Annotated in this window: 21 protein-coding genes and 1 tRNA gene; 12 read left to right on the top strand and 10 right to left on the bottom strand. The window is 57.6% G+C overall.

All coding sequences use genetic code 11. From position 1 onward, the window contains the following. Window positions 1–66: 66 nt before the first annotated feature. Both AC53L6_RS12555 and AC53L6_RS12550 read left to right on the top strand, forming a co-directional pair. Window positions 67–456, top strand: a complete 390-nt coding sequence (locus AC53L6_RS12555; RefSeq protein ID WP_299744005.1) for a hypothetical protein — start codon at window positions 67–69, stop codon at window positions 454–456. Beyond that, complete coding sequence (locus tag AC53L6_RS12550) at window positions 453–1382, top strand: sterol desaturase family protein (RefSeq protein WP_496908097.1); 930 nt, start codon at window positions 453–455, stop codon at window positions 1380–1382. The genes AC53L6_RS12555 and AC53L6_RS12550 overlap by 4 nt, the downstream gene beginning before the upstream one ends. A gap of 89 nt (window positions 1383–1471) precedes the next feature. Here the strand turns inward: AC53L6_RS12550 and AC53L6_RS12545 are convergent, their stop codons facing one another. The 4 genes from AC53L6_RS12545 to AC53L6_RS12530 all read right to left on the bottom strand — a co-directional run bounded on the left by AC53L6_RS12545 (window position 1472) and on the right by AC53L6_RS12530 (window position 6788). Further along, entirely contained in the window at window positions 1472–2536 is a 1065-nt protein-coding gene (locus tag AC53L6_RS12545) for a Hint domain-containing protein (RefSeq protein WP_496908096.1), read from the bottom strand. 154 nt (window positions 2537–2690) lie between these two features. Continuing rightward, a complete protein-coding gene (locus AC53L6_RS12540) occupies window positions 2691–3608 on the bottom strand; it encodes a lipid A-modifier LpxR family protein (RefSeq protein ID WP_496908095.1) in 918 nt (305 codons plus the stop codon). Between the two features lie 217 nt (window positions 3609–3825). After that, window positions 3826–5004, bottom strand: a complete 1179-nt coding sequence (locus AC53L6_RS12535; protein WP_299599582.1) for a glycerate kinase family protein — start codon at window positions 5002–5004, stop codon at window positions 3826–3828. A 62-nt stretch (window positions 5005–5066) separates the two neighbouring features. Further along, entirely contained in the window at window positions 5067–6788 is a 1722-nt protein-coding gene (locus AC53L6_RS12530) for an SLC13 family permease (protein ID WP_496908094.1), read from the bottom strand. Between the two features lie 982 nt (window positions 6789–7770). On the opposite strand from AC53L6_RS12530, the gene AC53L6_RS12525 reads away from it, so the two are divergent. The 8 genes from AC53L6_RS12525 (at window position 7771) to AC53L6_RS12490 (ending at window position 15862) form a co-directional block, all read left to right on the top strand. After that, window positions 7771–8256, top strand: coding sequence for a hypothetical protein (locus AC53L6_RS12525; protein WP_496908093.1), 486 nt, complete (start codon window positions 7771–7773; stop codon window positions 8254–8256). Beyond that, a complete protein-coding gene (locus tag AC53L6_RS12520; RefSeq protein WP_496908092.1) occupies window positions 8253–8642 on the top strand; it encodes a hypothetical protein in 390 nt (129 codons plus the stop codon). The genes AC53L6_RS12525 and AC53L6_RS12520 overlap by 4 nt, the downstream gene beginning before the upstream one ends. After that, window positions 8639–9208: a transporter substrate-binding domain-containing protein gene (locus tag AC53L6_RS12515; protein ID WP_496908091.1), complete on the top strand. Its 570-nt coding sequence runs from the start codon at window positions 8639–8641 to the stop codon at window positions 9206–9208. The genes AC53L6_RS12520 and AC53L6_RS12515 overlap by 4 nt, the downstream gene beginning before the upstream one ends. Window positions 9209–10310: 1102 nt before the next feature. Next, the gene (locus AC53L6_RS12510) at window positions 10311–11927 is read left to right on the top strand and encodes a peptide ABC transporter substrate-binding protein (protein ID WP_496908090.1); all 1617 of its coding nucleotides are present in this window, start codon (window positions 10311–10313) and stop codon (window positions 11925–11927) included. An 82-nt stretch (window positions 11928–12009) separates the two neighbouring features. Continuing rightward, window positions 12010–12942, top strand: coding sequence for an ABC transporter permease subunit (locus tag AC53L6_RS12505; protein WP_299201192.1), 933 nt, complete (start codon window positions 12010–12012; stop codon window positions 12940–12942). Next, entirely contained in the window at window positions 12906–13874 is a 969-nt protein-coding gene (locus AC53L6_RS12500) for an ABC transporter permease (RefSeq protein WP_496908089.1), read from the top strand. Before AC53L6_RS12505 ends, AC53L6_RS12500 begins: the two co-directional genes overlap by 37 nt. Before the next feature lie 39 nt (window positions 13875–13913). Further along, window positions 13914–14861 carry an ABC transporter ATP-binding protein gene (locus AC53L6_RS12495; RefSeq protein ID WP_496908088.1) on the top strand — a complete coding sequence of 316 codons (948 nt, stop codon included), beginning with the start codon at window positions 13914–13916 and terminating at the stop codon, window positions 14859–14861. After that, on the top strand, window positions 14861–15862 hold the full coding sequence (locus tag AC53L6_RS12490; protein WP_496908087.1) for an ABC transporter ATP-binding protein: 1002 nt from the start codon (window positions 14861–14863) through the stop codon (window positions 15860–15862). Before AC53L6_RS12495 ends, AC53L6_RS12490 begins: the two co-directional genes overlap by 1 nt. A 51-nt stretch (window positions 15863–15913) precedes the next feature. Here the strand turns inward: AC53L6_RS12490 and AC53L6_RS12485 are convergent, their stop codons facing one another. Continuing rightward, window positions 15914–16510, bottom strand: a complete 597-nt coding sequence (locus AC53L6_RS12485) for a TetR/AcrR family transcriptional regulator (protein ID WP_496908086.1) — start codon at window positions 16508–16510, stop codon at window positions 15914–15916. Between the two features lie 132 nt (window positions 16511–16642). Between AC53L6_RS12485 and AC53L6_RS12480 the strand changes: the two genes are divergently transcribed. Together AC53L6_RS12480 and AC53L6_RS12475 are read left to right on the top strand one after the other, a co-directional pair. After that, window positions 16643–18016: a flavin-containing monooxygenase gene (locus AC53L6_RS12480; protein ID WP_496908085.1), complete on the top strand. Its 1374-nt coding sequence runs from the start codon at window positions 16643–16645 to the stop codon at window positions 18014–18016. After that, complete coding sequence (locus AC53L6_RS12475; protein WP_299599606.1) at window positions 18013–18831, top strand: SDR family NAD(P)-dependent oxidoreductase; 819 nt, start codon at window positions 18013–18015, stop codon at window positions 18829–18831. The genes AC53L6_RS12480 and AC53L6_RS12475 overlap by 4 nt, the downstream gene beginning before the upstream one ends. A gap of 272 nt (window positions 18832–19103) precedes the next feature. Here the strand turns inward: AC53L6_RS12475 and AC53L6_RS12470 are convergent. The 5 genes from AC53L6_RS12470 to AC53L6_RS12450 form a co-directional block, all read right to left on the bottom strand. Further along, window positions 19104–19179, bottom strand: a tRNA-Trp gene (locus AC53L6_RS12470). Window positions 19180–19228: 49 nt separating this feature from the next. Continuing rightward, window positions 19229–20467, bottom strand: coding sequence for a CoA transferase (locus AC53L6_RS12465; RefSeq protein ID WP_496908084.1), 1239 nt, complete (start codon window positions 20465–20467; stop codon window positions 19229–19231). After that, the gene (locus AC53L6_RS12460) at window positions 20464–21303 is read right to left on the bottom strand and encodes an HTD2 family dehydratase (protein ID WP_496908083.1); all 840 of its coding nucleotides are present in this window, start codon (window positions 21301–21303) and stop codon (window positions 20464–20466) included. Before AC53L6_RS12460 ends, AC53L6_RS12465 begins: the two co-directional genes overlap by 4 nt. A gap of 384 nt (window positions 21304–21687) precedes the next feature. Continuing rightward, a complete protein-coding gene (locus AC53L6_RS12455) occupies window positions 21688–22932 on the bottom strand; it encodes a tetratricopeptide repeat protein (protein ID WP_496908082.1) in 1245 nt (414 codons plus the stop codon). Between the two features lie 198 nt (window positions 22933–23130). Then, on the bottom strand, window positions 23131–23226 hold a 96-nt coding region (locus tag AC53L6_RS12450), incomplete at its 5' end, for an EF-Tu C-terminal domain-related protein (RefSeq protein ID WP_496908510.1).

The following is a 23226-nucleotide window of genomic DNA, read 5'->3' as shown; positions in this document are numbered from 1 at the left end:
GACGCAACGCCAAGCTTGACGATTGCGCACCTGCTCCGCTGAAGTGGCAACAGGGAGGATCAGGCCGTGCCATTGCACATCCTGCTTATTTTAGTGGTCGGTGGCATCGCGGGCATTGCGCTCGTGTTGCATTGGCTTGGCTTGTCCAAGGTCCCGCCTTTCACACCGGAAACAGCCAGTGCCGCATGGCTGCGCGCGCACCCGGATGATGTGATCGAAAAGACAATGATCACCGCCGATGGACGTGCCGCACGGATCACGACAGAGCGCGGTCCGGGTATCCTGTGGCAGATGGGGGCAGACACATGCGCCCGACTGCTGACAGGCAACGAAACGCTCCGCATCAACGCAAAATCGACAACGCTTTACCTTGATGACTATGCCGCTCCGAAAGTGCGGCTGCATCTCACCCCCGACGAATACACCGACTGGCAAACGTGGATCACCCAAAAATGATGAGCGACCTGACCTACCCCGACGTCGTACAACTCGCTGTCCCCTTCTTCATCATCGCGATTGCCATCGAACTGGCGTGGATCGTCATCAAACATCGCGGCGGGCGCTACGAAACACGTGACGCCGTCACATCGCTGATCATGGGGGCTGGCAGTGTCGCGTCGGGCATCATCTTGGGCTTCATCGCCTGGGGGTTTTTCATGTGGCTCTGGGCGATCACCCCATTTGATCTCGGAACCGGCATCTGGGTTGTGCTGATCTGCTTCGTGCTGGATGACCTGCGGTACTACTGGGTGCACCGTTTCGGGCACCGCATCCGCTGGGTCTGGGCCAGCCACGTCAACCACCACTCCAGCCAACACTACAACCTGACAACGGCATTGCGGCAGACCTGGACAGGCACCTTCACCTTCATGATGGTTGTCCGTGCACCCTTGATCCTGCTCGGCTTTCACCCGGCCATGGTGCTGTTCGTCGGCGGCCTCAACCTGATCTACCAATTCTGGATTCATACCGAAGCCATCAGAAAACTGCCCCGCTGGGTCGAGGCCGTGATGAACACACCCAGTCACCACCGCGTCCATCACGGACGCAACGCTAGGTATCTCGATGCCAATTACGCTGGTGTCTTCATCATCTGGGACAAGATGTTCGGCACCTTTGTTCCAGAGCTGGACAGTGAAAAGCCGGACTACGGGCTGGTCCAGAACATCGGCACCTTCAACCCGATCCGGGTCGCGTTTCACGAATGGGTCGGCATCTGGAAGGATGTCACCCAACGTGGGCTGACGCTCAAAGATCGCCTGCTCTACGCAGTTGCCCCACCGGGATGGAGCCACGATGGCTCCCGCGATACTTCAGCAAAGATCAAGGCCAAGCATCTGGCACGCGCGCCTCAGGACAAGGGCACGCCAGGGTTCAACTAAACCGTTTATCTTGACCGGAAACACGATGGGGCCGCCCGCAAGGCGAGGGCAAGGCCTCAAAATCATGTCATCGCGCAGCGTCCGACAGATCAAGCGACGTGGTTTAGGATTGCAGCTTCGCTGGCGCTCAGGTTGCGACGCGCGTAGCTACCATAGGTATGCGGGTCACGTTCCAGGTTCGGCATGCCTCCCACCAACCGCGCGCGATCATCTTCGTTCAGCATCGACAGCGCAGTATTGGCCGGATGGAAGCTTTCGGTCTCCACACCGTTGGCACGCAACACCTCGTGTTTGGGAAGAAGCAGATGAACATAGGTCACTTTACGTGCCTTGAGATCGACGGTGATGGTGGACCCATTGACAAGATCCTTGGCCGCAACCAGCACCTCGGGTGTATTGAACAGATCCTTGGCCACGTCTCCCTTGATCAGCATCCGATGTTCCGGTGACACCAGCAGTTCCTGATCGGGTCGCTCCACCCCCAGAGCGCCAGCCGCAATCCGGATCGGACGCAACCGTGGAATGGCAAATAGCCGTGCGCCGGTCATATGACGGCTTCCGGTCCACAAGATCTCCTGAGGACCATTGTCTTGTGTCTGAACCTTGTCCCCTTCGCGCAGATCTTCGATCAGGCGCGGTCCATCGGGTGTGTCGATCCATGTCCCGGGCGTAAAGCAGATAACGCCACCCGCTCCATCCGGGGTTGGATCACCGTAGGCGGTGTTGATCGTGTGATGCACAACCCACAGGTCGGTTTTTCGCGGTGGAATATCGTCCAGGAACATGAGCAATGGCGGCGCACCGCGGCCCACTTCGATCACTGTCACAGCGTAACTCTTGGCACCGTCCGTAACGACAAAGCTGCTGTCTGTCATCAGCGGCTCCGACTCGTCCGGTTCGGGTGTCAGAGGGGTATTTTCGATGGCTGCCCCGACAAGTCGATGCACCATCCGCGCCGCCCTGCGGCGGATTACGTCTTCTCCGTTCGCCCTGTCCAGACGCAATACATCCTGCGGACCATCCACACGCACGGCGTCCCCACGCCACGCCCATGCTGCGCCCACCGCCAAAGATGGCAAAGGCGCGGCCTCGAGACCGTCCACTTCCGTTTGCGACCAGGAGATGACAAACGTGCCACGAAAGCCCGTTTCCATTGCCTGTATGCCTGCCTTACTTTTTTTATTGCGGGCACGTTAGCAAAGTGATTCGCTTCTGTGAAGTATGGATTTCCACAAGATTCCAGAGTGTTGCACGCGGAAGATAACGTGTGGTCACTGACTGGCCTTCAGCACGCTATCTCAACGCATGCTAGAAAGGCACGCGCCACCGGATTGCACCGACGATCTGGCCCTCGTCCTGACCCTCGAACTCTTCGCCCAGATAGGTCACGCCGTAGAACCCGGACACCCCCGTTTCGCTGCGCCACATCACACCGGCGCGCAGCCGTTCTCGCGTGTCCTCCGGACTGACGCCACTGCTGGCAGGCAAGAACTCACTGTCCGCCACTCGCGCAATGTCCGCACCCATCACGAAGCTAAACCCGGTCCAGTCCGACTGAACAACGTTGTAGCGCTGTCCGCTGACACCATCGCGCACCAGAAGCTCGCCTTGTCCAAAGGCGCCATACGTAAAATCTACACCAACCCGAACAAGCGTCTCAACACCAGCCCGCGCCTCAACAAAGGGGCGAAGGGACGTGGATTGTCCTATAGCAAAGCTGCGCCCGGCTTCAGCCACCACATTTGGCAAAACATCGTTGCCGACCTGCGCATCCCGCACCGCATCCGACGGTGTGGAAATGTTGAACGTGTCATGGAATGCGTCCTGAAGTTCGTCGAGGCGGGTCTGCGGGCCAAGAAAGACGATGTCCCCACCGACGGAATACTCCATTGGTCCCCGCGAGAAATGCGTGTGTAGACCCGCTGACACCGCACCGGCATAGGGACGATCCCCTGGATCAGGTGTGCGGATGTCATCAGGCGCGAGGATTTCGGCAGATAGTCTGAGTTCCAGCAACTGGCCGAACCCGGTCGGCGCCGCGCCGTCCCACGTAGGTCCCCAGACACGCGAGGACTGGAAGCCACCGGTACGCCAGCGGTCCTCTCCATCGCCAAAGAAGTCATTGGTGATCAGGCGACCGTAACCCAGCCGTTTCCTGTCTTGTGCTTCTGCCAAACCGGAGAAACAGAGCGTCGCACAGAGTGCGGCGGTCAAAATTTTGAGCATTAAGATGCCTCGACAAGCGTGCCCCCCCAGGCCCGACAACGGTTAGCCCAGAGGGTTCTGATTTGCCTAGTGCGGATCGGCCACAGTCAGAAAAACTCAGTCTAAAATTATGCCTTATTTGTGCCTGATTTCTATCCGCCTGATGCCATCAAACAGAATTGCGCGCGCCTGATGGGAGTGACAGAGCTGGCGAGCCAGAAACCCGCCAGCATGACGTTCATGCATATGCGACCTGTTTTTTCTGCGACATGCGCAACCCAACGCACATCATGCGCATCGCATCTTCTGCCGCGCGGCGCAGAAGTTGATCACCATCGCGGATCGCTTCTTCGAGGGTGCAGGGTCGTTTCAGAATGGACGCAAAGGCCGAAATCCCGTGGGAGAATGTCTGGTCGACACCCTTACCGATGGTACCGGCGAGGGCCACGGTCTGAATGTCCCGGTCGGCGGCGCGTCTTGCCACTTCGCAAGGTACTTTTCCGTAAGGGCTTTGACCGTCGAGGCTGCCTTCGGCTGTAATAACCAGATCGGCCTGATCCAGCAGGCGGTCAAAATCGAGATACTGCATCATGATGTCAAAGCGTGGGTGCAACGTGGCACCTGCAAACGCCATCAGACCTGCGCCCAGACCACCAGATGCCCCTGCCCCCTGAGCGGTCCCGACATCCAGACCTGTTTCGGCCCGGATAACGGTTGCCCAGCGTTGCAACGCGGAATCCAGGTAATCCACCTGAGTCGGCGTCGCGCCCTTTTGCGGGCCAAAGACCCGCGCGACGCCTTTCGGCCCCAGCAACATGTTGTGCCAGTTCACCGCGACGTCGATACGCACCGACCTGAGGCGTCGGTCCAGATCCGACATGTCGATCCGGTGAAGCCACATCAGCTCGGCGCCGCCGCGGCCGATCTCGGCACCCTCTTCGTCGAGAAGTCGCGCACCGAGGGCTTGGGCGAGGCCCGCACCGCCATCGTTGATCCCACTGTCACCACAGCCGATCAAGATTTTCTCCACCCCGGTATCAAGTGCGTGCAGAATCAGTTCGCCGACACCATAGGACGTGGTCAGCATCGGGTTGCGACAATCCTGCGGCACCAGCGATAGACCCGCAGCGGCGGCCATCTCGATCACTGCGGTGCGTGGCCCGGGTCCGCCAAGAATGCCGTAGAAGCTGTCGACCGGCTCTCCAACCGGCCCGGTAACACAGGCCGGGATAATCGCGCCGCCCGTGGCTCGCACCAACGCTTCGGTTGTACCTTCGCCGCCGTCAACCATGGGTGCCTGCAGAATGCGGGCGTCAGGCATGGCGCGCAGGATCCCCTTGGAAATCGACTTGGTGACGGCATTTACTGAGAGAGACTCCTTAAAGCCGGATGGTGCGACAAGAACAGTCATGGTCATGGGTCTGGTTCCTTTTGTCTGGGAGCTGGGAGGGAGGATTGGAAGCGTCTGCGCAATGACAGTCATTGGAACAGACGGGAGAGATCGCGTTTGATCTGCTTGTGCGCGACCCGGAGATCGCTGCGGGCCTGCGCGATGATAGATGGCTGCTGCTCAGCCTTACTGGATATCGTGCGCGTGATAGGCGCTGTATCCGAAGAAGCAGCCGTTGTGCGTCCCGGACGCAGCATGGGCCGCTGGCTACTAGATGGCGGGGTGGACGCCACGGTTGCAGCGGTAGTCTGATGACGCGGCAGGGGTTGCTCGGATGCAGCAAGCGCCGATGGTTGCGACTGCAGTTCTGCAGGGCCAAGCTCGGCCAACTGATCCGGCCAGACCCACAGCGCAAAAGCGACAAGCAGCGTGATCTTGACCGGGGCAAGTCGGAGGGCGAGTTTAAACAGGTCTTTTTGGCTGAACCCAGCGGACTCGTGCATCCCGAAGATGGCCACCGGCTTGGCACTTACCATCAGCGTCTGGCAAAAACCTGTTCCCATGACAGCAATCAGGATGGTCAGTGTCGCGTCATGTCCCAGACCGGCCACCGGCAGCGCTAGAGCAGGCACGAGGATGGCCGCACGGGCCGAGCGCGAGGTGATGGCCAGATGCGACACGACTGCAACAACGGACGTGAAGATCACAACAGCACCGGTGTGCGTTGCCAGCTCTGGTGGCAAAAGGCTTATGGCCCCTGCCGCCAGCCAGTGATCTGCACCGGTGTCGACCACGGCCACAGACAGCATAAGCGTCGCTGCCATGTACAGCACCAGTTCCATATCAACTGAGCGAAAGACTTCCTTAGGTTTGCGCGTGCAGAACGGCGGCAACAGAAGCAGAACTGCCCCGCCCAGCGCAACCATGGACTCGTCCAGACCGTGCATTGGCTTGGCAATCCATAGAACGACCAAACCAGCCAAAACAAACAGGATGCGGCGTTGTAGCGACGAGAGAGATCCACTTTGAGCGGAGGGCACGATGCGGGCGCACTGCAAATCCCGAGGGACGAAGATTGCAAAGATCAAAACGGTGGCCAAAACGACCGAAGCGCCGGCAAGTGGTGCACCAATGCGCAACCAATCCAGATAGCCGATCCGTGGTCCGCCGGTCGCGTCAATTGCCTCGACGGCGACCACATGCGCTCCTGCTCCGATAAGCGACCCGCCAGCAGACAGCAGAATGGCCGTTGGAAACAGCAGGGCCAAGGGTTTGATAAGCCTGCGATCCGGCAAAGCAGCCAGCAACCCAAGAAAGACCGGCAGCAGGAGCGCGGCACGCCCCGACGTGCTGGGCAGGAGGAAGGCGGTGGCTGAAATGGCCAGACCTGTCACGAGGAAAAACGGCAGCACCCGCGGGGCGCTTCGCGTCAATGGCGCGACGAGGCGCTCCACAAGGCCAGCCTCCTTGACCACAGCGGCGATGACAAAGGCCGCCAGCAAGAGCCAGACAATCTGTGACCCGAGCGTGTCGGTCAAAGCCTCGGGCGGTTGGGCGCCCATGATCACAAGGGTCAGCGCCGCGATCAGGGCAACCAGACTGTCCGGCAACCGGGTGGCAACCCAACCGATCAACGCACAGACGATGACGATAAGAACGATCCGGGCATCCGGGAGGAGAGTGGTGGCTTTGAACCAGATCACCGCGCCGAGAACTGCAGCCGACACCGCTGGAAGCAAAACCGTTTTCAGCCCTTCGGCCAGAACCGGGTTTGCCTTGCCAAACGTGTCATGGTCCGCAGTCATCGTCATCGTCTGTCCCTTTCGTCGATCAGCGCTTTCGCGGGTTGCTGATCAAAGGGGTAACGACAAAAGCCATCGCCGGGACTTACAGGGCGATGAACGACGGCCCATCAGGTTTGTGAATGTTTTATGACAGCCGTAACTGATGCGGGCCTACGCGCTTTTTCCGGCACGAAGCAGTATACAGTGATCCGCCCAGTCGCATTGTATTTGATGGTTACGGAAAGCGGATTTCGGTTCTGAGACAGGACAGATCAGCGCGGATTCTAAATCTCTGACAAGGAATGATTATTCTCAGGGATTGTCCTTCATCGGACCGCAAATCATAGACCGCAAGAGAGAGGTCGCCACGCGCTTGATTGTCCAAGAATTTGAGTTTTGGTCAAATTTTAGCCAATATTCGCGCATTGATTGATTGCCATTTAACCGGGAGAATTTTGAGGTACTTTATTTTAAGTTCACAGCATTCGCGACAACTGTTGCAGCGGCGGGTTCGCTCGCTCCGACAACGGTCAAGGCGACTGGACCATGTAATCCCGAAATCCAGACCTGCTACTGATCCAGTCCAATGTTTGTAGCATATTGGGCGGTGGGGGCTGTCACGCTGGTCATTGAGGCGTATCGCCAGTTTTAAACGCCACTCGACGTCGAACCTCATGATCGGTATCCGATCCTTAGAAATGTAGATCTGGATGCGCTGTGCACCAAGGGGGAACTGCTGCGCGGCTTCCTGATGTATGCCGCACTTTATCTTTGCGAATAGGCCGCGATCCTAACGTCGACGGAACTCTATTCTATCGTCGCCGCGTCGGAAGCGGCGAGCTCTTCCGACTCTTCAACACTCACGATCGTCGGCGCGCGGGAAGGCACCGGTGACGACGCCGATCTTGCCAGGCAGACATCAGGCTTCGATCTGAGCAAGCCTATCCTTGTGTCGGCCGCCATCGTTTCCGCACTATCTATCGGCCTCTTTTCCCCGATCGAAAGGGGCATGCGGTCCTATGCGCATTGGATCGCCGCGATACCGCGTGGTGTGTATCACGTCATCGGCAGCCTGAAACGCGCGAACTATGCAGCGATCAGTCACCGCACCAAGGGGCCTCTGGAAACGGCTTTGAACGAAAGCCTAGCAGAGGATCAGGCTTCTGAAACCAACGCGGGCATTCTTCGTGAAATCCGGGAGAGCCTGAAGACGATCGACGTGCTCTACGCATCCGTCCTTGAAAGCAGCCGAGACCAGATTTTTGCGGTGCATAAGCACCGCCCTATCGAGACGCTTATCGAAAAGATGGAGGGCGAATACGAACAAGTCCGCAGCGCTTTGGTCGGTGACGAGTTGAACGAAGGAAACATTGAAGCCGTTCACATGAAAGCAGGGCGTCTGAGGAACAATATTCAAGCCCTGTTTGCCTTGTTGTTCATCCGGAATGACAAGATTGAGGACACTACTAGGCCCAGCCCAACACCGTCCGGTTGATCAAGCATTTGCAGAATGACCGGGAACCAACGCAAAACGCCTTGGCCGGAGTCGTTTTGATCATGGCTATATCTGTATTGGTTGTTTACCCGCTCGTTTACTTTGCATCGTGGTGGCAGGTTGTGGGCGCAACAGATGGCCTACCTCAGGACCTTGTTGATTTCATCCGCAACGAAACTCTGGTGTCGCTCATCCAAAGCCTGTTGATGTTCGGCTTGTGCGCGGGCACAGCACTTTTAAGTCGCGAGGCGTCGCTGGAATATGGACGCTGGCAGAGGTGGCCGCTGAACCACATTCCTTTCCTGCACTTTTTTATCCATGCGCTATTTCCCGGCCTCGCGGCAGTATTATTGTGCTCGTTCGCAAAGTTGGAGGAGCAGGCGTGAAGGCAGTTGCGTTAAGCGCGGCCCTGTTCTGCACGATGGCACCGGCGTTGCATGCGCAAGAGGCTCTGATGGTTGGTGTACGATCAGACGCAACCGGCATGGCCCACACATTAGAAGCGCTTGTCGATATAACGTTTTTGGTGTTTCCCGGCCCGCTGGAAGAAGACGGTTTTGAAGGCTATGTCGCCTTCATCTGCGACAGTGCTCTTGTTGAAATGCAGACAGTTTTTGGCGCGGAATTGAGCATTGAAGTTGTTCCACTTCTGGCGGCCGAGGTGTTTCCCGCGCTGCGGAGTGGCGAGATTGACATTATATGCAGCCCGACGACGGCCACGAAAAAACGTCTGTCGAATTACATTTCCTCGCCGCCGGTTTTCTTGTCCGGCGTCACCTATGCGCAACGAAAACCAGTGGGCGAAGCTGCCACATGTTCGGCCTTGGTGGGGTCGCTTGGCGGATCGACGTCCGGGTTGGCGCTGCTCAGGGCGCCCTCGACGTCTACGGCGATCAGAACGTTTACGGTGGCCATTTCAAGTCTCCTTGTGGTCAGTATTTTCAGCGCATGATCCGCTGAAGTTTGAGTGTGGGGGGGGTGCTCCACGGAAACCAAATTCCCGTAGAAGTAGTTTTCTGCCTGAAACCCTCATGAAATCATTGCAAAAAGCTGATGCTCACGATCTGAAATGCTTCCGCTGCATTTCAGAAACCCAGGGCATCCACCAATACGGTTCGATTTGGATGTGTACGCGTGCGGGCCGAATGGAACGGCGGTCGCGCAAACACAGAGCACGCGTGCGCCACGCGTCGTATTTCAACAAGAAACAGTTGACCGTAACCGCGCAAACCACGTTTCGGATTAATTTCGGAAAGATTTCAGGAACTAAATGTCGCCTCTGGGCATAGTTAGTTTGTGCATGGAAGCGTTTCGTGAGGCGCCCCATGTAAGTTGCGAAAGGGCAGACATAGCGAATGAAAAACCGCATGGTAAGCGAAGCTCGAACCTTCACCTACTACGCTGGTATCACCGCTGATGTCGCCGCTGCGGCAGTGGGCGAAGGCGTATTTTTTATGACCAGGTTATTAGTAGTAAGTACTGGCGCCTTCGCTTACCCCGCCCTGATTAGTTCCGGGCGTTCTGGTTGATGAGCCTGCAGCCTTCCCGAATAGAGCATATCAACCCTGCGCTACGGAATGCCCGACATACAACCCAGAGCCCATATTCAAGGTGGATACCAGTGGGTCACAACCTGGCATGGCAACCCACCCGTATCAATTGATACAAGGTACTACAGTTCGGCGGGGCAAGAATTCTCAGTCCAGCGCAACAACGTAAATTCCCTTTAAAAGTGAAGACAAAAGGCTTGAGCGACAAATGTGTCGGCCAGGTCGAGAACAGGAATTAAGAAAACTGAGGCGGTCACATATCGACGGTTAGCTGAATTTCTTGTATCGTTGTCTGGCGTCATCCCGGACGATCCACTGTGCATCACCCTTTGCCTTGGGTGAAGCGCAAGCGATTGTTTTACGAGCAAACTTTGGTCAATGGCGGAAGTTCGCCGACCATCAAGTGCCGTAGCGTTAATTCCACTCGACACGGCTTTGGTCTTTGTCGCACCTAAGCCACAGTACCAGGACAGCATAAATTAAAACCAATGGAGGAGCCCCCCTATGAAACGTCGCTCGTTTCTTGCCGCCGCCCTTGCAACAACTTGTCTTACAACCCCTGCTATTGCTGCTGACATCCCCGATGGTGTGACCTTGGCAGAGGAGCAGACCTTTACCTATCGCACGCTTGACGAGTTTTCGTCCTTTGATCCGCAGGTTGTAGAGGATGTGGATGGCTCCAACGTCGTACGTGATCTATTCGAAGGGCTTTATAATCAGGATGCAGATGGCAACCTCGTCCCTGGCGTCGCGCTAAATCACGAGGCATCAGACGACAACCTGACCTATACGTTCACCCTGCGTGACAACGCCAAATGGTCCGACGGCACACCTGTTACAGCGAACGACTTTGTTTATGCTTGGCAGCGCGCGGTCGATCCTGAACTGGCCTCGCCGTACGCTTGGTACATGGAATTGATGTCCATTGAGAATGGCGCGTCCATCATTGCAGGCGACATGGAACCAACCGCGCTTGGTGTCTCGGCCCCTGACGACACAACTCTGGTCGTGCAACTGTCGCAGCCGCTGCCCTATTTCACCAAGATGGTCACGCATGCCACCACATTCCCCGCCCCCAAATGGGCGATCGAGGAACACGGGGCACAATGGACCCGCCCCGAGAACATGGTAAGCAACGGCGCTTATGTCCTGACAGCGCACGTGCCAAAAGAACGTTCGGTCCGGTCGCGAAACGAGATGTACTGGGACAATGAAAACACGGTTTTGGATACAGTCACGACGTTTGTCATAGGCGACGAGGCGCAGGGTTTGACCCGATGGCGTGCTGGCGAAGTGGATATGACCGACATTCCCGCAGGCCAGTATCCCGCATTGGCCGAGGAGTTCCCGGACGAAGCTTTTGCTCTTCCGCGCCTGTGCAACTACTACTTTAACTTCAACCTCACCTCCGGTCCCGAAGCCTTTAAGGACGTCCGCGTCCGTCAGGCGTTGGCAATGGCTGTAGACCGTGAGGTGATTGTAGACCGCGTGTTGCAGGGTGGTCAGTTCCCAGCCTTCTCGTTCACCCCAGCTGCGACGGCCGGGTTCGAGACACCGGACGTAGACATGGCAGGCATGACGCAGGCCGAGCGTGACGCAAAAGCCAAGGAATTGCTGACCGAGGCGGGATATGGCGAAGGCGGTGAAGAACTGAGCTTCACATACCTCTACAACACCTCCGAAGCACACCAGCAGGTCGCCATCGTCGCCACGCAGATGTGGAAACAGAAGCTGGGCGTGGATGTGACACTGGAGAACCAGGAATGGAAAGTCTTCCTCGAAACGCGCGGTGCCCAGAACTACGACATGGCGCGGGGTGCATGGTGTGGTGACTACAACGAGGCGTCGACCTTCCTTGACCTTCTGACCACCGAGTCAGGTTACAACGATGCCAAGTTCTCCAACGCCCGCGTCGACGAATTGATGGCCGAGGCCAAATCGTCTAAGGATCCGCAGCCGCTCTATACCGAGGTAGAGCAGATTGTGGCCGCCGAGATGCCGGTAATACCGATCTACCACTACTCAACCAACATCATGCTGTCCGAGAGCATCCAGGGTTGGCCGATCAATAATGTTGAGCAAAACTGGTACGCCAAGGATCTCTACCGCGTCGCCGACTGATGCGCCCGTAACCCTTACGTCCCGGTTCCGCGCCGGGGCGTAACAGTGGGGCATATCCCCCACCGGAACCTCGGAGCCCACAATGCTCAATTACACCCTTCGCCGTCTTTTGATGGTGATCCCGACGCTGTTGATCCTCGTGATCTTCGCGTTCTACCTGATGCGCCTTGCACCCGGTGGCCCCTTCACCTCGGAACGCCCCCTGCCGCCAGCCGTCATGGCAAACGTGCTTGAACGCTATGGCATGGACGAGCCGCTCTATGTCCAGCTGTGGACCTACATCAAGAACATCATCTGCTGCTTTGATTTCGGCCCCTCCTTTGCGCAAAAGGACCGGACGGTGAACGACGTCATCGCGCAGGGCTTTCCCGTGACGCTGACCTACGGGTTCTGGTCAGCTGTCTTCGTGCTGGCGTTGGGTGTGCCGCTGGGGATCATCGCGGCGCTTCGGCACAACGGGTTCTGGGACTACACGATGACCGGATTGGCCATCTTCTCCCAGATTTTCCCGAACTTTGTTTTGGCACCGCTGCTGGTGCTGCTCTTTACACTCTCGTGGGGCCTTTTGCCGGGCGGCGGCTGGAACGGGGGGCAATGGCAGTACATTGTCATGCCCGCCATCGCGCTTGGTACGTCCTACATGGCGTCTGTCGCGCGCCTGACACGGGGATCGATGCTGGAAGTCCTGGGCTCACCCTATATCCGCACGGCCCGCGCCAAGGGCTTGCCCGAGCGGACAATCATTCTGCGCCATGCGCTCAAGCCGGCGCTGCTGCCAACGCTGACGTATATGGGCCCGGTCTTTGTCTACATGATCACCGGATCGGTCTTTGTCGACGTGTTCTTTTCCACCGGTGGCATCGGCCAGGACTTTATCGATGGGGCCTATAGCCGCGACTATTCGATCCTGCTGGGCCTTGCGATCCTGTACGCTGTTCTGACCTTTGCGCTGACACTGGCGGTTGACCTGCTTTATGCTTGGATCGACCCCAAGGTGCGGGCGGGCCTGTCATGATCGGGGCTGTTAAACGACGCTTGAACTCTGCCGCCTTCGCCGATGAACGCGCCGGAGAGATGGTCGCCTCCCGTTCGTTCTGGGCTGATGCAGGGCGGCGGTTTCTGCGCAACCGCATGGCCGTGTTTTCGGTGGGCATGCTCAGCGTACTGATCCTGTTCGCCATCTTCGGCAACCTGTTCGCGCGCTGGTCCTTTGAAGAGATCGACTGGAATGTGCTGGGTCGCATCAAGCAAGATGGTGGCCCATCGCTGGAAAACGGCCACTGGTTCGGTGTCGATGAATTGGGCCGCGACCTGTACGCTCGCGTTGTGCAAGGCACGCGCACGTCGCTGCTGGTGGGTTTCATTGCGGGCCCGGTCTCCGTGATCCTGGGCGCCACGCTGGGCGCACTCTCGGGCTACTATGGCGGGCGCTTCGACCGCACTGTGCTGGGCGCTTACACGATCTGGTTGGCGATCCCCTACATCATCTTCTTCGTCGTCTGGCAGGCCTTCTTTGGCCGTTCGATGAGCCAGATGATCCTTGTCATAATCCTTGTGAACTGGACGGCTGGCCTGCTGATCGTGCGGGGGCAGGTGATGATGCTGAAGAACCGCGAGTTTGTCGACGCCGCGCGGATGCTGGGCATGTCGGACCTTGCCATCATCTTCCGCCACTTGACCCCCAACGTGCTGTGGGTGGTGGTAATCTACACATCGTTGGTTATCCCCGAAGTGATCATGATGGAAAGCCTGGTGTCCTTCCTCGGTGTTGGCATTCAGGAACCCAATACTTCGCTGGGCGCCCTTCTGTCTGAAGGAGCAAGTACAATGACTTTCGGCACACTCTGGCAGTTGGGTTTCCCAGCTGCAGTCTTCGTGCTGGCCCAAGTCTCGCTATTCTATATCGGCGACGGCCTGCGGGATGCGCTCGACCCCAAGGAGCGTTGAGATGAGCCAAATGAAAACCTCTACAGCCCGAGGCACGCCATGCTGAGTGTCGAAAATCTGCACATCCGCTTCCGCACCGGCGACGGTATGGTCCATGCAGTCAACGATGTTTCCTTTTCCGTGGACCCCGGCAGTCGTCTGGCAGTCGTGGGTGAAAGCGGGTCCGGCAAATCGCAGATCGCACTCGCCATCATGGGGTTGCTTGCCAAGAATGCCGAGGTCGAGGGGCGCATCATGTGGGATGGTCAGGACCTTCTGGCCACGTCTACTCGCGAGATAAACCGCATCCGCGCCCGCGAAATCGGGATCATCTTTCAGGACCCAATGTCATCGCTGAACCCCTACATGACGATCGAGCGGCAATTGACCGAAATCGTTGAACATCATGAGGGGCTGTCGCGCCGTGCCGCCCGCGCCCGCGCACTTGAAGTGATGGATGCGGTTCGCATCCCGGACGCCAAGGCTCGACTGCGCGCCTATCCTCACGAATTCTCAGGCGGGATGCGCCAGCGGATTGTCATTGCCATGGCCTTGATGTGCCAACCCAAGCTCATCCTAGCGGATGAGCCGACAACCGCGTTGGACGTGACGGTACAGGCTCAAATCATGCAGTTGTTGCAGGACGTGCAGAGCGACCTTGGGACATCGGTTGTGTTGATCACTCATGACCTCGGCGTGGTTGCGGGGTTCTGTGAAGACGTGCTTGTCCTCTATGGCGGTCGCGTCATGGAGACGGCTAAGACCATGGCCCTGTTCGATCAGCCCGGTCACCCCTACACCCGCGGCCTGTTGCGCGCCGTACCGAATATCGAGGATCCGTCGGATGCATTGACGGCCATCCCCGGCAGTCCACCGAACCAACACCGCTTTCCAGTGGCGTGCCCCTTCGCACCCCGCTGCGCGGATGTCGTGGACACTTGCCGCGAAACCTTGCCCCAATTGCGCGACGGCCGTGCCTGCCTGCGCCCCATCGAGGAGCTGACCTGATGCTCTCGGTCCAGAACGCATATGTCGAATTCCGCGTTGCCCAAACCAAGAAATGGCCCTGGTCGCCTGCGGGCATCGTCCACGCGGTCAACGGTGTTTCCTTTAAACTGGAGGCGGGCAGGACGATTGGGATCGTCGGTGAGTCAGGCTGCGGGAAATCCACGCTGATCCGGGCTGTTGCGGGGCTTGCACCCTTGGTCTCCGGCACTGTGACCCTTGATGGCGAACAGGTGGAGTATGGCAATCGCACTTCGATGCAGCGATTGCGCGCGACGATGCAGATGATCTTTCAGGATCCCATCGCCTCGTTGAACCCGCGCATGACGATCCGCGAGATTGTCACTGAACCGCTGACATTCTTCCGGCCCGAGATGGGTGCCGCAGACCGCAAGACCGCCGCGCTGGCGATGCTTGAACGGGTGGGCATTCCGCCCGCACAGGCGAACCGCTTTCCGCACGAATTCTCGGGTGGACAATGCCAGCGGATCGGGATCGCGCGCGCGCTGGTGGCCGAGCCCAAGGTGTTGTTGTGTGATGAGCCGGTGTCAGCGCTGGACGTATCGATCCAGGCGCAGGTGGTGAACCTGCTCAAGGAATTGCAGCGCGAGATGGGGCTGGCCCTTGTGTTCGTAGCCCATGACCTTGGCGTCGTCCGCCACATCTCGGACGAGGTGCTGGTTATGTACATGGGTGCCCAGATGGAGCGCGCCCCTGCCGCTGACCTCGTCCGTGCACCACAGCACCCCTATGCCAAGGCCTTGCTGTCGGCGGTGCCGGTGCCCGATCCAAATGTCCGCATTGCGCCACAGATGCTGGAAGGCGACTTGCCCAGCCCGATGGATTTGCCACCCGGCTGCCTGTTCGCTTCGCGCTGCCCGCATGCCATGGCGAAGTGCACAAAGGCACGGCCGCCAATGGTGCAGCGTGAAGGACATGAAGCAGCATGTTATCTGTTGGACGACACATCCGCAGAACAGGAACCTTGCCTATCTGATAGCTGAAAAAGTCGGACGGTCAGTCCGTTGCCACCCGCACGGCCAACGTGCGGGCGTTCATGGTCCGGCGCGGCTGGTGAAATTTGTGATCTCGGTCCGCAAGTTGGTGATAAACATATTCAGCAGACTTGCAGCCTCATTATCGTCCAATTCGACCGTCATCCGAACCAGTGCCCCGGTCAAATGCATGTTCATGAAACACATCGTTGCAAGCTGGTCGTGCTGCGAATCGTCGACCAAGGGTTTGAGGTGACGAAGGAGCGTTTCACCGTTTTTTCGGCTGTCATCCAGATCAAGCTGCTGCAGTTTTTTGTCCCCCTGCGTCGAACAAAGTATGTCCCGCACAGTTGGATTGGATTTGAGAAATTGTTGGTAAGCACGCAAGGATATTTCGATCCGGTCCGCGGCATCCGCGAGACTTGAAACACCGACAAAGTCGGCATCAATACTGTCCCTGATATCAGACATGACCGAAGTCGCCAAAGTTTGTATCAGCGCGCTTTTGTTCGGAAAAAACTGGTAGACGGTTCCAATTGGTACATCCGCGCGCTTCGCAACAGCACTCATTTTCAAACCATCGCTTCCGTGATCCGAGATCATCTCTTCGGCTGCTTTGAGGATCTGCTCGACCCGCGCTTTGCTGCGGGCCTGCACGGGCGTTTTCCGTATTTTGATCGACGTTTCCATGACGATGAGCATCCTGCCAAAAATCCCAATGGTTGACTAATATGAGAAAGCCTCACATATTACAAACATGACAGATACTCACATTTAAGAGGAAAGATCATGACAGACACTGTCAACCGTGCATGCATTGTCGGAGCTGGCCCAGGGGGCCTTGCGCTGGCGCGGGCTTTCAAAAATCTGGGTATCGCGTTTGACGTATTTGAACGACACAGTGAGGTCGGCGGCGTCTGGGATCTGGAGAACCCGGGCACGCCGATGTACGATTCTGCGCATTTCATCTCGTCCAAGACGCACTCGTACTTCTCAGATTTCCCGATGCCGGATCACTACCCGGACTATCCGGCGAACCGTCAGATCTTTGACTATATGAAGTCGTTTGCGCGTAAGTATGATCTCTATCCTCACATCAGCTTCAACACCGAAGTGACCGAGACGTCGTTCGATGACGATGCCTGGACGGTGACACTGTCCAGTGGAGAAAGCCGCACGTATCGTTGGCTGATCTGTGTCTCGGGGACGACCTGGCATCCCCAGCTCCCGGGTTGGGCACTCGAGGCCGGGCAATTCGACGGGGAAGTCCGCCACGCCAATTCCTTCCGCCACATGGACGAATTTCGCGACAAGAACGTGCTGATCGTGGGGGCAGGCAATTCGGGCTGCGACATCGCCTGCGATGCAGCCGTGAGCGGCAACAAGACGTTCATCTCTGTCCGGCGTGGATACCACTTTGTGCCGAAACACATCATGGGCAAGCCCGCGGATGTTTTTGCCGATTCAGGACCAAACCTGCCACTTTGGTTGTCCCAGCGCATCTTCAGCGGCATCCTGAAGGTCCTGAACGGGGATCTCACTCGGCTTGGGTTACCCAAGCCCGACCACCGCGTGCTTGAAAGCCATCCCATCGTGAACTCGCAACTGCTCCACTATCTTGGGCACGGGGACATTCTTGCCAAGGGCGATGTCGAGCGGCTTGAGGGCAAGCATGTGGTGTTCAAGGACGGATCCCGAGAAGAGGTCGACGTGGTCATCTGTGCCACCGGCTACGAATGGAAAGTGCCTTATGTCGATCCCAGCCTGTTCAGCTGGAAAGGCAACCGGCCCGACAATTACCTGCACATGTTCTCACGCGCCAACAGCCAGCTTTTTGGGCTTGGATTCACGGAAACGAATGGCGGTATCTACAAGCTCTTTGATGGGATGGCAGATCTGATCGGGCGCACGATTTTAGCGCAGCGGGACGATGCGGTTACATGGGCCAAGCTGCGCGCGCGGATGCAGTCCCACGTCCCGGATCTGAGCGGCGGTATCCGCTACGTCGAAAGCGACCGCCATGCCACATATGCAAACATCGATGCATTGAAGCGGGAGTTCAGGAACCTGCGCAAACACATGGGCTGGCATGAACCCGAAGCGGGTTACTTTAACAAGGCCAAGCAATCATCCGACACGCAAATGACGCTGGAGGCCGCATGATGGGACGCGCGTTGATCACCGGTGCCGCGGGCGGTGTGGGCGAGGCGCTGGCGAAACGGCTGTCGCGCGAAGGCTACACTCTGGTACTGACCGACCGTGATGGGGACGCCCTTGAAAAGGTGTCAGACGCCCTGCCCCAGCCAGCCGAGCTTCTTGTCGCAGACCTGCGTAGCGAAGTGGGCCTCAAGCAGCTTTGTGATCGCCTCGAAAACCCCAAGTCGCCGATTGATCTGCTGATCAACAACGCCGGAATCATTGTACCAGGGCCAGTCGGATCACTGCCCAATGACCTGATGCGGGCGCATGTCGACATCAACCTGACGGCGCCAATGGTACTGTGTGCTGCTGCCGCACGGGCAATGATCGCGCGGAAGAAAGGATATATCTTCTCCATCATGTCGCTGGCCGCCATCGGGCCGATGAAGAACAGCGCATCCTATTGTGGATCGAAATTCGGTTTGCGCGGTTTCAAGGCTGCGCTAGCGCTTGAACTCGAGCCCCATGGGGTCGGGGTTGGCGGCCTGTTCCCCAGTGCCATCGACACCCCGATGCTCGCAGCCGAGATGGCAAGCCCGGATGGATCGCCGCTGAATTTCATCGGCAACGTCAAGCCACTGACGCCGGATCAGATTGCGGACCACGTGGTCAAGGCAATGAACAAGGGCAGGCTCGAAACCTGGCTGCCGAAATCCGATGGCTTCATGGCTTCGTTGATGATGATGTTCCCCAAACTGCTCAAACCCGTTGTCGGCTATTTCGAACGGCAGGGCGAGAAAAAGAAGCAAGACTATCTCAAGACGCTCAAATCCTCTTGAGCATCAAGACGCCCGTACTTTCATTCGTCTGGCTGGCTATTGCGGTCAGCGTATCACAGGCTCGGTTGTAGCGAACGCTTAGTGCGCCCATGGAGCCGATGGATAAGCTTCACGTTCAGCACGTGCGACGGCAGAAACTTTTCGAAAGCGGCTGTGGATCATCCCGACTCAAACAATCGACGCACATGCCAAGGGCAGTGTTGTGCAACAATAATACTCAAGCTGGCATCTCCTGCGCGGCAAACATCAGCATGTTCATGTCAGTTTGGTTTTGGCAGGGGCAGCAGGGTTCGAACCCGCGACCTACGGTTTTGGAGACCGTCGCTCTACCAGCTGAGCTATACCCCTTCGCGCCGGACTGAATTACGCGGCGCGTCCCCGGTTTGCAAGGATGAATTCAGGCCGCCGTACGGGAAGTGTGATAGGTGCTGGATTGAACAATGCCCGCATCGAAGAGATCGGCAATTTCAGTATCGGAGAGGCCAGCGACATCCCCCAGCACTTCCTCGGTATGTGCGCCCAGCGCAGGTGCCTGCCCTGCCGTAGGTCGTTCCGCCGTTCCAAAGCTGGCGGGATGTTTGGGCACGGGAAAGCTGCCCAGGCCCGGTTGAGTCAGCATGTCGAACATCGGATTATCCGGCCCGAGGTCGGGATCATGTGCAAGAGCTTCCCGCACCGTACGGAACTCGGACCATGTCAGCCCCGCACGGTCAAAGTCAGCGCGGAAGTCAGACACTCGGCGCGCGGCAAACCATAGTCGCAGGATATCCGTGATCTCGGCCCGACGGCGCCAGCGCTCGCCCTCGTCCTGCAGAGAAACGCCATAGCGCAGTTCCATAGCAGACATGGCGTGTTGCGTGCCGGTGGCCTTGATCAAACCTGACCATTGCCGGTCCGTCAGCCCAATGACCATGATCCGCCGACCATCTGCACAGAGAAAGTCCTGACCGTAGGCCCCGTAGAGGGCATTGCCCGCCTTGGCCCGGTCGCATGGGTTCAGTGCGGCGTCACCGATCATACCGAGGTGGCCGATGGTCGCCGCTGCCACGTCTTTGAGCGCAAGCTTCACCTCCTGTCCGCCCCCGCCGCGCAAGCGGCGCCGTTCCGCGGCCAGCAGGGACGACACACACATGTTGCCGGCAATCAAGTCCCACGCGGGCAAGGCATGCGCCACGGGGTCTTGTGATCCTTCCGGTCCAGTCATGTATGGTATGCCAAGCGCAGGGTTCACCGTGTAGTCAACCTGGGGTTTGCCATGCCGATCCCCCGCCAAGGTGACCGTTATGATATCGTCTCGCAGCGTGCGCAACGTATCATAATCCAGCCAACCGCGTGCCGGCAGATTGGTTAGGAACAGACCTGCATCATCGCCCGGTGCAGTCGCGAGGTGCTGAAGCAACTCGCGGCCGCTAGGATGCCGGGTATCGACCGCGACAGATTTCTTACCCTTGTTCAAACCAGCCCAAAAAAGGCTTTGTCCTGAAGGCGCAAGCGGCCAGCGGCCCGCATCGAGCCCGCCCCCGATCCTGTCTACGCGGATCACCTCGGCTCCCATTTGAGCCAGTGTCATGCCTGCGAGTGGCATCGCCACAAAGGCGGAGTGTTCGACAACGCGCATTCCGGACAAGATGGTCATTGCGTATCCTCCCACATCGTTGAGGCCCGCATGCCCTGATGGCCGTTCTGGCCTGTAAAGAGTGACAGAACGCCATCTTCTTCCGTCGTACAAATGTCGAGGGCTGTGGCCGCAAACAGGGGGTGCATGGCCCGGAAGTCGAAGTAACTGGGCGGGCGCTGTCGCGTTTCGACAGCGTGACGCATCAAGAGCGCAGCTTGCAAGGGCCCGTGCACGACAAGGCCGGGATACTTTTCGACGGACTGTGCATAGTCCTGATCGTAGTGGATGCGATGCGCGTTGAAGGTGACGGCAGAGAACCGGAACAGCAAGGTCGGCGACATATCCAGACGCTCGACCGGTTCCGCGGGCATGGGTCGTTTTTTGGGCGGTGTGAAGCTGTCTGGCATCGGCAGATACACGATGTCTTGGCGCTCTTCGATGGCGAGGCCCCGGGGACCGACAATCCTGTGATCTAAGGTCACAAGCGCCATGGGGCCGGACGCCGTTGTCTTTGTGTCGATCGACTGGACAGCGGTGTGACGATGCAAAATGTCTCCGACGCGGATCGGCGCGTGGAAGCGCAGAGCACCACCGGCCCACATCCTGCGAGGCAGGCCAAGCGGAGGCAATAACGCGCCCGGTCCCGGGTGGCCGTCCGGACCAAGATGCTCGGTATGCGTCATTGGAACAAACGCACTCCAATGCCAGAGCGGAGGAAGCAGATCACCTGTGCAAGGTGGCGACGCTTCTGCTCGACCAAGTGTCGCATGCAGTTTTGCCGCCATCGTCAGGTCAATCTCACCGACGTCCGACAGGCTTCGTCCGATCCACGCCTCTACGTTCACCTGATCCATGATGCCCTCCGTTCCCGCCTCCTTATGGTGAGGAGGTCACGGAAAAAAATCAATATATTTTAATAACTTAGCGGAATACTGTCGTATACCGCGGCACGGCCTTTGCACGTGCAGCATTCGGAGGAGTGAGCAATTTCAATGAGTTTGCAGCCCATTTTGCTGGCGCAGAAACCCAAAGGCGGCATTCAAAAAATTTCTCCCCAGGCGGGAAAATTGAAACTTTATGTCCGCCTATGTCACGCCTGTGGGTGGCCGAGATACGCCTGTCAGTGTCAATAAACCCGGAACGATTCTTCGACTTGAAGCCATGACCAATAGGCTCAGTCCAAAGACCAACGGACATGCTGATCGCCTTTCATCCCCAAGCCCGTGTTAAGTGATGGCTCAGTCGGCTTCGGCAGACACTAAATTGGTTTTTGTACGAAACTCGACGGCTCTTTGTAGCTCGCCTTCTTCCGTCAGCGCGCCGATGAAGTACCCAATTCTATGGCGTGGTAAACCCCCCCTCAACGCATCAAGAAAAAGAGCCTCGGCTTCGTCAAACCTGCCCTCGGCGACATGGATCAGAGATGTATAGAAGCGTGGGAACTGCGCACCCGGGTCTAGCTTTAGTGCAGCATCAATATGTGTTCTGGCGACATCGAAATCCTGCACTTCAAGCATCATCATGGCCATGAATTCATGGTCGTAGTAATCGGCATCGCCTTGGTCAAAGTTCGACTGCAGAACGCGGATCGCTTCGATCTCTTCTCCTCCGTAATAGAGGAGTTCGGCGAGCCAGTAGACTGCGTAGCTGTCGTAGGATTCTTCAAGATAGTTACGCAAAACAGTTTGCCCGGCGGGGCGCATGCCCAATGCAGATAGTGAACGCGCTTTCCAGACATATCCTTCGGGCGAGGCCGGCCAATCCTGCACGACATGTTCGGCGTCAAGCAGTGCACGGCGATAATTCTCAAGATCGAAGTTCGCCTTGGCGCGATAGAGATAGGCGTTGGTCGGCGCTTGCTGCGTCTCAATAGCCTTGTTCAGCCGGGCAACTGCAGCGGCGGACGCGTTTTGATCGTAGAAGGCCACACCAAGTGCATAGAGGGTCCAAGGGTCCTCTTTGTCGTGTTGCAACGCGACTTTTAGAATTTTTTCTGCTTTTTTAGGGCGCCCCGTTTCAATGAAGTACCACGCTTTGTCGCGATAGGCCCACACGTATTCTGGCGACATGGCAATGGCTGTATCGATCAATGTCAGATAATCTTCTTCCTCGATCTCGCCCTTGTAGCGACTTGATGAGGCAAGACCGGCAAAGGACTCGGCCAACGCACCTACGTCGAGCGCACTTTGAAAGGCGTCAATCGACGCATCGTAATCAGAAGTGTCCCAATACACCCAACCAAGCGTGTTCAATGCCCCGTTGTGCGTTTTATCATCCGATAGCACCTTTTCCAGGATATTGATCGCCACATCAGACTGCCCAAGATCGGCATAGGCGCCAGCGAGCACAACTTGCATGTTTCTGTAGTCACGATTGAGCTGCGTTAACTCGGCAAGAGCGGTTTCGCAGATTCCAACGAGACGTTGCGGGGTTTCCGTATCCTCAAGGCAGACCAAAGCGTAGCTTTTCTGACTATCTTTCAAGATGGGCCGCGCCGCGACCGCGCCTGGCAAATACAGGCACGCGAAAACGGCCAAAATCATTAATCTCATACAAAAAGCTCCGGTTTCGAATACGGTAGCAAACTAAACAATCCAGACAACGAAAAAGGCCGCACTGAATGCGCGGCCTTTCCATGTCTCGAACAGCGTGGCGAATGCAGTATTCGCCCTACCGCACGATTAGTCAGTGATTTTGGACACGACGCCGGCGCCGACGGTGCGGCCGCCTTCGCGGATCGCGAAGCGCAGGCCCTGCTCCATCGCGATTGGCGCGAT

It is taken from the genome of Tateyamaria sp. LSS28 (genome assembly GCF_059611725.1).
Note: the sequence above shows the minus strand (reverse complement) of the source record. Positions and strands in the feature narration are given on the sequence as shown.